Source organism: Candidatus Binatia bacterium (assembly GCA_023150935.1).
Lineage (GTDB): Bacteria > Desulfobacterota > Binatia > HRBIN30 > HRBIN30 > JAKLJW01.
The window spans coordinates 51120-63609 of the sequence record JAKLJW010000031.1 but is presented as its reverse complement, the minus strand read 5'-3'; the positions used below and the strand labels follow the sequence as shown (position 1 = coordinate 63609).

Below are 12490 nucleotides of genomic sequence, written 5' to 3'. Positions count from 1 at the left end.
ACCTCCTTGGTGCCCATGCCTGTAGGTGTTACCCATGTGCCCGGTCCAATCTGTTACCTATGTGCCCGGTTTGTACCACCGATGGACACCCATCGTTGACCCTGCCCCGGCACGCCGGAGTTCCCCGACACCTGTCAGATCGGCACCTGTGGCTGCTCGCCGCAGTTCAGCCGCAGCGTCACCGCCTGCGACTGCGGCGAAGGGCGCTGCTTCAACCGCGCACAACGCCGCTGTGTCCCGTAGCGGCGCGCAAAGATTTCGCAGGCGGTGGAACGCGACCTCCGGGGGCATTCGGCCCTCGGTGGAACGCGACCTCCGGGCGCGTTCGGCGGGGCGGCGGAGGCGCGTCCCCCACGCCCCACACCGCCCCGAGAGCGCCCGGAGGTCGCGCTCCACCACGCTCCGGTTGGGTTGCGGGCGTCAGCCCGCGCTGACTCACGATGTCCGCGGATGCGCGTGCGGCGCGAAGAAATCAGATGGGGAGGGCGAGGCTCCCGCGGAGCCGCGCCGGTCTGACGACGGCTCGGCAGGAGCCTCGCCCTCCCCCCGCCGGGCACGTTTGGTCACATCCCGGGTTGCGGGTGGTAGACCGATGGACACCCATCGTTGACCCTGGTTGATGGATGGTTGATGGACGACCATCGGTGTCTACCGTATCCCGGTTATGGTCGGGCGAAGCGCCACCGACGGTGGGTGTCCACGGTGGCGTCCCCGTCCACGGTGGCGTCCCCCGACGGTGGGTGTCCACGGTGGCGTCCCTCCACGGTGGCGTCCCACGGTGGCGTCCATGGTGGCGCGCCCACGCGTGTCATTGTACGGCGCCCTGATTCGCACGAGACACGTCCCGGTAAGCGCGGGCCCGGCTGCGCACACAAGCGTAAGCGTACCGCGATCGCCGGTACGAACGCGACAACGATCCGCGCTGTGGGCGTCAGCGCCAAAAACACTTGACCGCGAGTCTGACCGCGAGTTATGGGTGGGCTGTCCGTGGCGCCCCTGACGGGGTGTTCGCGCGGTCAAGCTGAAGCAGTGCTCAGTGCGACCTCGGTGTGCCTGTGAGTCCCAGCCGTTCGGGGGAGGGATTGGGCATATGGCGAGTTTCCAGGAGGGGGGAAGCTGTACATCTGAGAAGGTCTGCCGTTTCATAACGGCTGGGCTTTCCACCCTGCGTCTGGAGTCGGATGACAGGCGGTGAGCCGCCGTGCCGTGTTCCTCTGTGGCTTCTTTATGTTTTCCGGTCGGAGGCCGGTACAACAGCCGGGTGACAAGAATAGGGAGAGGATGCCGTGACGGACGCGAAAGACCCTTGCCGGCGCGGTGGCGATGGGCGCAGTCGCGTTGGCGCCCCCGCGCCGACGCGTGCACGGGTCCGCTGCCGACAACAGGTGTCCCGACCTTCGAGCATGGCTGGGTCAGACGTACGTTGTGGGACACCGATGGACCGGCCTCTCTTACCGGGGCCCCGGGGCGTGACGAGGACCCCCTGCGTGTAGACCAACCGCGGGTCTCGTCGGCGCGTGCAAGGCTCCGCTCAAATCACGCACAGATTCTTGGGGAGAGCCAGAAATTGTGACGCCAGAGAAGGAGAAGCCGACGATGACCCACTGGACCCTGGCTTCCGGCTCGAAGGCCCTTCCTCTTACCGTCGGCCCCCGCGTGAGGCTGAGTACATACGGACTCCCGGTCTTTGTGGTTATGTGTCTGCTATTACCCTCGGGCGCCACTGCGCTCATGGACTTCCCCGGCGAGACGCATGGGCCGCCTGAGCCGATCAGAACGGATGACTTCGGTACGCTCCTGCAGAGGACAGAAGGCGTGAGGCCGGCCTATCTTCCGGACGAGATCGTGGTCAAATTTCGCCCGGATGCGAGCCGAAGATTTCGGGAGAAGCTGAATGAGAACCTCCGGCTTGCCGGTCCAGCGGATCCGGGTGTGCCTTCGATCGGCGAGCTCAACCGCAAGCACGGAGCGAAGCAGGTCGAACCCGTATTCGGCGGTCTTCATCGCGCTCTCGGACAACGGAAGACGATTAGGGACCACCATGCCGAGGTCGGGACAAGATACCCGCGTCGAAGCCAGAGAGCCGTGGCAAAGGAACATTTACCGGATCTCTCTGCCTTCTACCGGATTCGTTTTTCAGCACGTGCAGCCGGCGAACTCGCCTCCATAGTGGCCCAGTATCGCGACGACCCGAATGTCGAGCACGCCGAGCTGGTCCCAATCTACAAGGTGCAGCTCGTTCCCAACGACCCGTACTTTTCCTCCTCGGGCTCCTGGGGCCAGCCCTACGCCGACATGTGGGGGCTGACGAAGCTGGTCATCGAGCCGGCGTGGGATTTGGCCCTGGCGGGATCGAGGAACACGGTTGTCGTGGCCGTCGTGGACACTGGCGCCGACTACGAGCATCCGGACCTGGCCGCCAACATGTGGGTGAGTCCGGCCGAGATACCCGGAAATGGCGTGGATGATGATGGCAACGGGTACATCGACGACCACCACGGCTTTAACTTCGTGGCGCGCACAGGAGACCCCCGGGACGATCACGGCCATGGCTCCCACTTGGCCGGTACCATTGCTGCGGTCACAAACAACGGGATTGGCATTGCCGGTATTGCCCTGGACGCCCGCATTATGGCGCTCAAGGGACTCGACAAGCATGGGGAGGGGAACGCCGCGGATTTGGCCGAGGCCATCCAGTATGCGGCCGACAACGGGGCCGACGTCCAGAACTTCTCCTGGGGGGGATTGGGAACGCCGCGGGTACTTCTCGATGCAGTCAAGTACGCCCATGCCCTCGGGTGCGTCCTCGTCGCGGCGGCCGGGAACGAGAGGAGCGATGCGTCGTACTTCTCGCCGGCCTCCATGAAGGAAGTGATCACGGTAAGCTCTACCGACCAGAACGACGTGAAATCTGTCTTCTCCAACTACGGGGCAAAGATCGACGTGGCAGCGCCCGGAGGAGGAAGTGGGTCGGGAGGTCCGCCTTTTCCAGACATCAACGTCCTTTCGCTCCTGGCCGCCGGCACCGATATGTACTGTCCGTGGAATCCGAGCGATTGCGGGGTCATGATCGTAGGGAGCCAATATTTCCGGGCGAGGGGCACCTCCATGGCCGCACCGCACGTCTCGGGCGTAGCGGCGCTCGTCCTATCGACCCGCCCCGAGCTCAACAACGAGCAGTTGAGGCAAGTGCTGCGGCTCGGGAGCGACGACCTCAGCTATGTGGAAAACGATTGCGCATATGCGAGTTTCGGAATGTGCGTAACAGATCAGCAGTGCTACTGGCGGGACCCACAGGGCTCGTATTGTATGGCGTGCTATTTTCCAGACAACGGAGAGTGCTGTCAGGCTATGCCCGGTTGCTCGTGGGACGACACCTACTTGCGGTGCTGGAGTCAGGCCGGCCAGTGTATCGCCACGATCCCCAGCTACGGGCAGGGCCGGGACCCGCAAACCGGCTACGGAAGGATCAATGCCTATCGAAGCCTGCAGCAAGGCACCCCTTGCACCGTGTGGATAGCTTCGCCCCATCCGCACGCTTTCCTGCACGGCACGATCGACATTCGCGGGACCGCTTCTGGCGGGAACTTCCAGAGCTTCCGGGTCGAGTTCGGCGCAGGCGAGGACCCGGTCTCGTATACACCCGTGTGTGAGTCAGCGGCTTTCGTGGAAGATGGGCTTCTCTGCTCATGGGATACGTCGACCGTGCCTATCGGCAACTACACCGTTCGGCTGGTGGTGACGGATACGGTGGGGCTTGCCTATGAGGACCGGGTTCTGGTGCGGGTGGATCCGGTGCTGCGGGATGGGTGGCTGTTCGACACCGGGTACTTCGCCGAGGTGTTTACGAACCCGTCTTTCGCGGACATCGATCATGATGGGTTTAAAGAGGTCGTTGCCCCGACCGTGTCCGGAAGCCTCTACGTACTCCGCCACGATGGGACGCTGATGCCCGGCTGGCCCGTCTGGCTGGGCGTCGCCAACGATCGGTTCTCTCCGCCCGCCATCGGAGATATTGACCACAACGGGAGGCTGGAGATCTTCCTGAGCACCAGAGGGGGCGTGCATGCCCTGGATCATACCGGGTCGCAGTTGCCGGGCTGGCCCAAAGAACAGGACAAGAACTTCGTCGCCCCGATCGTCCTGGCCGACCTCGACTGGAACGGTGATCTGGAAATCATCGGCCTGACGAAGGGTGCGCCAGCGTTCCTCTACGTCTGGGCCCATAACGGTTCACTACGCCCAGGTTTTCCGGTCAATCTCGGCAATCAGCAGGCCAGTTCCAACCTCTCCGCCGCCGACATCGATCCCACCAAAATCGGCTCAGAGATAGTGGTGCCTACCAGCAACGGGGATTACGATACAACGATCAAGGTCTTCAGCTCCAGCGGTGCCTTACTATCATCCTACACGTTCCCGCAGCAGTACGGACGCAGCGTCAACGTGAGCATAGGAGACATCGACGGGGACGGTCCGCGCGAGATCGTGTACGCGACGTGGGCCGGCGAGGTGGGTATCCTCGACGGGCACGCGAGGCTCCTGCGGCAATGGTCGGCGGGTGCGGAACTAGCGACGGGAACGGAACCGGTGCTCTGCAACCTCGATGGTGACCCACAGCTCGAGATCGTCGCCAGCGAGTATCTGAAGAGGCGGATCTTCGCCTGGAAAGCGGACGGTACGCCGCTGCCTGGTTGGCCCAGGGCAGCAGACTTTCCGATTCACTCGCCGACCGCCGCGGATGTCGACGGCGATCAGGTCACCGATCTGCTCGCCCTCCGCCATATGAATGTCCATTATGAAAACGGCGTGGAAGGCTACCGTTCAGACGCGACCCCGCTCCCCGGTTGGCCGATCGATCTGTACCGGTGGCCGTCTGCCATGTATATGTCGCTCAATTTCCAGCACGTTAGCGTCGACGATATTGACGGCGACGGGAAGCTCGATCTCGCTGCGGCCCCGGAGTCCGGCCTCCTGTACGTCATCGAGCTGCCGAACTCCGGCGTAACGGGTTCCATGGACTGGCCCACGGCTCTTCATGACAACCGGCGAACGAGCACGTACGGCGAGTGTGGGAATGGCATCCTTGAGGACGGCGAGAGATGCGACGATGAGAATCGCGTGAACGGCGATGGCTGCGATGCGAACTGCACGCTGACTGGGTGCGGCAACTGGATCGTTACGGCTGGCGAGCAGTGCGATGATGGCAACGCCGACGACGCGGACTGCTGCTCATCGGACTGCCGGTTGGTGCAGCTAGACGGCACCGCATGTGATGACGGAATATTCTGCAACGGGGTGGACACGTGCGACGCAGGAGTGTGCGCCGTGCACAGCGGCGATCCGTGCGTGGTTGTTGCGTGCGCCCCGCGGTGCGATGAGACGGGGCAGAGCTGCGGGTCAGATAGCGCGGCGTGCCTCATTCCCGGCAGCGGCCGTGCGGCTACGAACTGTATGATGGAGTGGTGGACACCCGAGGAGCCCACGCGCGGTCGCGGCGCGATGCCGCGGAATCAACTGTGGTGCCATGACGGCGAACCGAGCTGTGACTTCGGGCCGGCGGGCGATAGGTCGTGCACCTTCCATGTCGCTCTCTGCCTCAACGTGACCGATTCGCGGCTCGGGTGCACCCCGACAGACGTGCGCGAGGTTCGACTCCTGCAGCCCGGCATAGCTGCCCAGCAGACCGATGGCCTGAATCGCGATGCTCTAGAAGGGCTGCTGCAGGGAATCGGCGGCACGACGGCACAAGGCGTGTGCGCGGACCACCGTACGCCCCCCCGCTCTTGCAGCGTTAACGCCGACTGCGATTCGGCTCCCGCAGCGGGCGACGGGCGCTGCCGGGGTATGGTGGAGTTCGAGCCACCGCTCTCGGCACGGCGCTGCACGCAATTCGCGGACATCCGCGTCCCTTCGCGCGCCAACGGCCGATTGCCAGGACACAAGTCCCTCCGCCTGATGGCTCGATCGAGCGATAGTAGGCGGTTCGATACGGATAAGCTGACTCTGGTGTGCAGGCCGTAATCCGCTAATTCCCTTTATCCTGGCGCGTGCGGCAGAGTAATCCCGGTGTGGAGGTCCCGGGTTTTCGGACCAACGCGAGTGCACAGGCCGTCCGCGGCCGGTTGCGCCGCCGCGGTCCACCATCGTAGTATCTTGTCGTATGGGTCGCGATACTACGATGCCCCGGCTGGGGCGTACCGCGGCTTCCGGGCGGTTCGTGCTTCGTGTGCCGGCGGGGTTGCACGCGGCGTTGCGGCGGGCGGCGGCGGCGGCCGGTCTGTCGCTCAACGACTATTGCACGCGCAAGCTGGCGGCGCCGATCGGCAGTCTGGGTGGCGCCGGCGGAGCGTCAGGGGTGGTCGAGCGGGCGGCCAGCGTGTGCGGCGATGCGCTTGTGGGCGTAGTCGCCTACGGATCGTGGGCTCGCGGTGAGGCGGACGAGCGCTCCGACGTCGACCTGCTCGTTGTCGTGGAGGCGAGCGTGTCGCTCTCGCGTGCGCTGTACAGAAAATGGGACGCGACGCCGCTGACCTGGGAGGGGCGGGTGGTCGAACCGCACTTCGTCCGTCTACCGGCGCTGCCGGAACGGGTCGGCGGGATCTGGGCGGAGGCGGCCATCGACGGCATTGTCCTGTTCGAGCGTGGACTGGTCGTGTCGGCGCGGCTCGCGGCGGTCAGGCGAGACATCCTCGCGGGGCGTCTCGTGCGGCGCTTCGCACACGGTCAGCCGTACTGGTTCGAGGTCGCCTGACGATGCGCAACCGCGAGCTGGCCGCCGACTACGTTCGACGCGCGACCGTGCGGTTGCGCGCTATCGACGTGCTGTTCGAGGCGCAGAGCTGGGCCGACGTGGTGCGAGAGTCGCAGGAGGTCGTCGAACTGGCACTCAAAGGCGTGCTGCGAAGTTGCGGCATCGACGCTCCGAGGATCCACGACGTCTCGGAGGTGTTATTGGCCGAGCGCGACCGGTTGCCTGCTGGCCTGCAGCAAGAGGTGGAACGGCTGGCGGCAATCTCGCGCGATCTGCGGCGCGATCGCGAGTTGGCGTTTTACGGAGCCGAGGACCTGACCCCATCGAGCTTCTATACGCGGGCCGACGCCATACAGGCACGGGATGGGGCGGCGTTCGTGGTGCAGGCGGTGACCCCCTGCCTGGCGGCAGTGGTAGACCGATGGACACCCATCGTTGACCCTGGTTGATGGACAACCATCGGTGTCTACCGTATCCCAGTTGTGGTCGGGCGAAGCGCCACCAACGACGGTGGGTGCCGACGGGTGTCCGCCACTCCCGGCGAGATGCGCCCCCCTCGGGGTCGGTATCGCTATCGCCTTCGGCATCAATGCTCTACTCCCCCGTTGGACTCGGCGCGTGTGGCCTCCGAGTGAGGACATGAACGACGCCGGGGCGCGCTCTCGACACGGGCACACCGGGGCGGTGTGTGCGGACGCCCGTGCCGCACGCGCTGGCATCCGCGGTGCCGGCTCGTGGACGGTGGTTGGACACACATTGCTTGAATCCACTCCCGCCTCCGCCCGGTGTTCGGCCGCGACCGATCGGAGTCGGGGTCGGTATCGGAATCGCTTTCGGTGCGCGGCGGGATTCGATCCCGATGTCGATAGCGATCCCGATTCCGATACCGACCGGGTAACGACCCAGCGCGCACATCAACCGTAAGCGTCCCGCCAAACACATATCCACCGCAGGGCCGGGCCGAGCGATAACCGTCGCCGGAGGTAAGGGCGATGAGGCAAGGAGCATTGGGGCTGACCGTACGGGGGCAGCAGTGGCAGGCGACGGTACGCGAGTGGGAGCGCAGCGGCCTGGCGATGCGGGAGTTCTGCGCGCGCCGGGGTCTGAAGGCGGCGACGTTGTCGTGGTGGCGACAGCAGATCAAACGTCTGGCAGAGCGCCAGGCGAGGCCAGAGCGGGTGGAGCTGGTCGAGATTGGCCGTAGAGAGGCGAGCCACGACCGCGCCACGTTCGAGGTCGAGGTTCCCAGTGGCGTGCGAGTGCGGGTGCCGATGCGCGCTGTACCGCATTGAGCAGATCTTCGGTCGCCACGGCATCGAGGTGAGCCGCGGCCTACTATCGCAATGGAACGGGGCGGTGGCCGACCTGCTGGCGCCGCTGGCGAAGGCGGTGCACGAGCAGGTTCTGCAATCGCGCTGGATCCAGTCGGACGACACGAAGGTAAAGGTGCAGGAGGTCGAGCGGGTGTATCGCAACGGTCATATGTGGGTGTACCGGGGCGAGTTGGGCGACGTGGTCTACGACTTCGACTGGCAGCGCAACAAGGGCAGTCCGAGTCGGATGCTGGCCGGGTATCGGGGTTACTTACAGGCGGATGCGGCGCCGGCGTACGACGACATCTTCGTCTGCAACGAGCAGATCGTCGAGGTGGCGTGCTGGGCGCATGCGCGGCGCTACTTCAGGAACGCGGAGCTGACGGCACCGGATGAGGCCGGGCCGATCGTGCTGTGGATCCGGGATCGGAAGGAAGAACTGGCTGCACATTGGCAGCGAAGCGGCAGCGCGGCGCACGGCCGTGCTGCTTACGTTGGTGAACACCTGCAAGGCGCACGGGGTCAACGTCTTCGAGTATCTGCGCGACGTGATCGAGCGCGTGAGCACGCATCCAGCCAGCCGAATTGCCGAGTTGACGCCGCGGATCTCGAAGCAGCTGCGGCAAGCGCCGGCATCCACAGCCAGGCCGGGTGGATCGGCCGCTGCGGCCCCACATCTCGCTACAGACGCAATCGCGCCGAACGCACCCATCATCGAGCCGTCGCAACCGCGCCGACATCGCCGCCCGCAGGAGGAGTCAGGGGGCGTCTTCGTAGTTCCTTGACTCCTCCGAGGACGGCGGCACGATCCGCCGCGATGGCGTGAACGCCACCGGCATCACAGCCTACGACAAGTTGCGTGCCGAAAGCAGAATCCGCCGACCCTGTGTTTCGCGGGACGCTTACCATCAACCCGGCCCAGGGTGTGGCTCGCCGACCTCATGGAACACCGCCCACCACCCTCTGCCGGAGGTCTCGTAGTGCCTGTATGCTCGCTCTCCCGTGGATGGGTGCATGCCGCAGGGTGTACGTTTCGCCGTCCAGCGCTCGGAGCGAGCCAGTCACCGTGTGATCCACGAGCCGGAGCTCCAGCGTCGCAACCTGACGCCCTTTGGCATCCAACACGACCCCCTTGCCGTCCCGCAGATCGACGCGAACCCTCCCGCCCTCAGGAAGCCATCGGCTGTCCATCAACACGTTCGCTTCGACCATGGTGCCGGTGCGTTGTAGATCCGCGATCTGCCACCGCTGCCCACCCGCCCGTCCCATCAACAAGCCGCTCTCCTGCGCGGCGACGGGGGTTGCCAGCACGGCGAGGACCAACAGTAACATCCCGCGGCGCACACTCCCCCGTCGCCACAAGATCAGCAGGAGAGCGGGAACGACCAGGAAGAGCATCGTGAGCCGAGCCGACGGTGCCGCAGTCGTAGAGCAGCTGATGGGAGGCGGGGGCGCATCTTGCACGGTCACCGGGCCGCGGCGCGTGATCACCACCGGCAGCGGGTCGTGGTTCGCGCCAACGACCACTGGCGGCACCTCCTTCCCGGACTGCGGGGCGAGCGTCTGGAACTCGTACGTGCCGAGTGGCGCATCGGACCGCGCGGTGAACGTGCAGTAGAGCACCCCATTGCCGTTGATCGCCGGTGCCGGCAACTGCAGCGAGTACAGCGTTGCTCGAATGCCGGTGTTTTCCCCGTATGCAAATGCCTCCTTGCGCAGCTCGTACCCCGACGGCACGGTCACCCCCGTAGGGCTGCAGTCCAGCGAGTGTACGATCGAGGCTGGCAGGAGCAGGTCGAGCGCCACGCCGCCGAAGTCGGAGCCGTGCCGCCTCACAGCGATGAAGAAGTGCCCGCTTCCGCCGCGCGCCACGGTCACCGGCCAGTACTCCAACTCAACCCGGTGCGGGAGGGTGACCGTCGCCGTGACGGTCTCTCCGCGGGCGTAGGCCAGATTCAGATCGAACACCGTGAGCCACCGGAACCAGCGGTCCGGCGGCCGGTCGACCACCAGCATCATCCGGCCGTTCCTGGCGTAGAAATCGACCAGCCCAAACGGGTTCGCCTTCGGCACGTATCCCTTGGGAGTCGTCACTGCACTGACACCGGTGGGTCGATTCGGCAAGGTCACGATCCCGTCCGCGTTGGACGGACCGGCGGTCAGTTCGCCGATCCGATCGATCTGGTTCTCGACCAATTGGTAACCGGTCACGGTCGCGCCGCTGACGGGTGCACCCTGGTCGTCCAGCACACGCACCCGCGTCGTCGTCGGGGTGTGCCAGATCTGCGCCCCAAAATGAGTGCGCGGCCAGACCCCGCGCCGCAGTTGAGCGCTGGTGTTCAGTGCCCACGCGGACCACCGCGACCACAGCCGCCAATCGTTCCACGGCCAGGTGTCTGCGCCGCCCATCCGGCCCTTGATGCCGTTCCACGCGGGGGCGACATCCTCGTACGTCAGGATTCCCGCGTGCCGTGCGCAGGCAAGGATCTCGTCGCGGTGGACATCGAAGTCGTGATTCGGATCCGGACAGCACCCCCTGGCGTCTGGACAGTCCGCGTCGACGAGGCACGGCTGTCCGAGCCGGTCTCCGTCCGTGCATTCGTTGTTGGTGCAACGAGCGTGGCAGAACCGGGCAAGGTAGAAGCCATTGTAGTCCGCGGCCGTGTACACCCCGTCGGGTACGCAGTCGCACTGGGCGGGAAATGGTGTGGTCGGCGTGCCGTTCGGATTCGGGATGTCGATGGCGAGTGGCGAGCCCGCGTTGTATACGTCCGGGAGCTCTAGGTAGAAGTGCCCTAACTCGTGCACGAGCCCCCAGTCCACCTCATCGACGTACGACGGCGCCAGCGGCGGGTTGCGCGCCGGGTCCCACGCCATCATCCAGGTTCCGTCCGGCTGGCGCTTGTCCGCCGCCGGCCAGGGGCCGCCCTCCAGGGGGTCAATGGTTCGGCGATGACCGTGACGCGGTCCAGGCGCATCTGATCCCGCACGCCCTGGGGCGCGACGATCGGGTACGGGGCGAGCGTGCGGGTGTTCATCCACTCCAGCGTCCGGTTCACCCAGTCCTCGTAACTGTACGTTCCCGTGAACAGCGACTGCCGGCTGTTGAACTGGTCGTACAGCTCCCGCTCGACCCACATCCACAGCGCCAGCGCGTCCGTTCGGACGCTCAGCCGGTTGTTCGCGGGCAGCACGTCCGACTGCGCGACCTCTGCCACCAAAGTCTGCGGAACGGCCGGCCACGCCCGCTGGAAATCGCTGGTGACCTCGCCGCCGGGGGCAATTGCGGGCAGCACGGTGGAGCCGACGAAGGCGTTGTCGGCCAGCCAGGTCACGGTGGTCGCTGGTGCGGGTTGCCCGCCCTTGTTGACCACATGGACGCGCCATGTGACCGTCTGGCCGACCGTCGGCCAGCGCTGCTCGGCGGCCTGCTCCGGCGCACAGAACGTCGTCGGTCCCCACCCAGCCCACGCGATGCAGTAGTTGAACAGTTTCGGGAGGCGCTCCATATACGTCACATCCCGCTCGAACGTGTCGGCAAGCTGGTTCGTCGTCACGGTGGCAGCCGCGCCGCCACCCGCGGCGTCCGGGGGCAACGGCGGGAGGGGCGGACACTCGGCCGTCACCACGCTGCCCGGGTTTGCCGGATCCGGGTGGGAGCAGAGGCGGGCGAACGCATGGAATGGTGTCGAGACGGCCACCGTCGACGCCAGGACAGCGATCCGCACCCGGGTCGTCATGGCTGGCCCTCCGTGCACCCGTGCAGGGCGGCGTCGACCGCCTGCATGATCTCGTCGATCGTCACGACCCCGTCCCCGTTCTCGTCGCCCACGCAGGGCCGCAGGGCAGGTGACGGGGTCGGGGTGAGCGTCGGACTGACCACGGGCGTCGGTGTCCATGTCCCGCCCGGCGGGGCTGTGGGTGAGAGCGGCACCATCTCGAGCACCACATCGACGTCATGATCGGTGATCGTCACCGTCTCAGGACGCCAGCACCCGAACGGGTTGCAGCCAGGTTGAAAGTTGTATCTGGCCGGCGCCACGTTGTTGAACACGAGCCAGAGCCCTTCGACGTACGGCTCCGGTAAGGGCGGGATGCTCCGATACGAGGCGATCAGCGAGAAGATCCCGGAACCGCAGCCGTGCGGCCGGATCGGAGGCGGGAACTCCTGTGCACAGATGCGCAGTCGGTACCCCGTCTCCCCCGCGGCGGCCCGAAGGTCAGGGGGATCGACTGCACCCAGAACCCCCACCGTCACCCCAACGGCCACCAGTAGTGATGCCGACCTGACGGTCATGGACACCTCCTTGCTGCGGCAGTTACTACTGCGAGCCGACCGAGTGGTGCCATACCACCACTTCGGGGGGGGGGGCAAGGGAAAGGATTGCCGTGTGTTAGGAGCAGTGGGAATGTCCCGGGGGGTATT

General features: G+C 65.7%; 8 protein-coding genes. 5 read left to right on the top strand and 3 right to left on the bottom strand.

What is annotated here, in order from left to right; translation table 11 throughout:
- Nucleotides 1-2085: 2085 nt before the first annotated feature.
- The 5 genes from L6Q96_16915 to L6Q96_16895 all read left to right on the top strand — a co-directional run bounded on the left by L6Q96_16915 (nt 2086) and on the right by L6Q96_16895 (nt 8890).
- Nucleotides 2086-6021: a S8 family serine peptidase gene (locus L6Q96_16915; protein MCK6556239.1), complete on the top strand. Its 3936-nt coding sequence runs from the start codon at nt 2086-2088 to the stop codon at nt 6019-6021.
- Nucleotides 6022-6160: 139 nt separating this feature from the next.
- Nucleotides 6161-6751, top strand: a complete 591-nt coding sequence (locus L6Q96_16910) for a toxin-antitoxin system HicB family antitoxin (GenBank protein MCK6556238.1) — start codon at nt 6161-6163, stop codon at nt 6749-6751.
- A 2-nt stretch (nt 6752-6753) separates the two neighbouring features.
- The gene (locus L6Q96_16905) at nt 6754-7200 is read left to right on the top strand and encodes a HEPN domain-containing protein (GenBank protein MCK6556237.1); all 447 of its coding nucleotides are present in this window, start codon (nt 6754-6756) and stop codon (nt 7198-7200) included.
- Between the two features lie 543 nt (nt 7201-7743).
- Entirely contained in the window at nt 7744-8043 is a 300-nt protein-coding gene (locus L6Q96_16900; GenBank protein MCK6556236.1) for a hypothetical protein, read from the top strand.
- 28 nt (nt 8044-8071) lie between these two features.
- Entirely contained in the window at nt 8072-8890 is an 819-nt protein-coding gene (locus L6Q96_16895; GenBank protein ID MCK6556235.1) for an IS66 family transposase, read from the top strand.
- A gap of 113 nt (nt 8891-9003) precedes the next feature.
- Here the strand turns inward: L6Q96_16895 and L6Q96_16890 are convergent, their stop codons facing one another.
- From L6Q96_16890 to L6Q96_16880, 3 genes are read right to left on the bottom strand one after another with little or no spacing between them, the layout of a single operon-like run.
- Nucleotides 9004-10944 carry a hypothetical protein gene (locus tag L6Q96_16890; GenBank protein MCK6556234.1) on the bottom strand — a complete coding sequence of 647 codons (1941 nt, stop codon included), beginning with the start codon at nt 10942-10944 and terminating at the stop codon, nt 9004-9006.
- A complete protein-coding gene (locus L6Q96_16885; GenBank protein MCK6556233.1) occupies nt 10941-11804 on the bottom strand; it encodes a hypothetical protein in 864 nt (287 codons plus the stop codon). Before L6Q96_16885 ends, L6Q96_16890 begins: the two co-directional genes overlap by 4 nt.
- Nucleotides 11801-12361 carry a hypothetical protein gene (locus L6Q96_16880; GenBank protein MCK6556232.1) on the bottom strand — a complete coding sequence of 187 codons (561 nt, stop codon included), beginning with the start codon at nt 12359-12361 and terminating at the stop codon, nt 11801-11803. Before L6Q96_16880 ends, L6Q96_16885 begins: the two co-directional genes overlap by 4 nt.
- Nucleotides 12362-12490 lie beyond the last annotated feature (129 nt).

Bases quoted from the DNA above. Each gene is read 5' to 3' on its own strand.
- L6Q96_16880 (MCK6556232.1), bottom strand. From the start codon at position 12,361: ATGACCGTCAGGTCGGCATCACTACTGGTGGCCGTTGGGGTGACGGTG.
- L6Q96_16890 (MCK6556234.1), bottom strand. From the start codon at position 10,944: ATGATGGCGTGGGACCCGGCGCGCAACCCGCCGCTGGCGCCGTCGTAC.
- L6Q96_16910 (MCK6556238.1), top strand. From the start codon at position 6,161: ATGGGTCGCGATACTACGATGCCCCGGCTGGGGCGTACCGCGGCTTCC.
- L6Q96_16905 (MCK6556237.1), top strand. From the start codon at position 6,754: ATGCGCAACCGCGAGCTGGCCGCCGACTACGTTCGACGCGCGACCGTG.
- L6Q96_16885 (MCK6556233.1), bottom strand. From the start codon at position 11,804: ATGACGACCCGGGTGCGGATCGCTGTCCTGGCGTCGACGGTGGCCGTC.
- L6Q96_16900 (MCK6556236.1), top strand. From the start codon at position 7,744: ATGAGGCAAGGAGCATTGGGGCTGACCGTACGGGGGCAGCAGTGGCAG.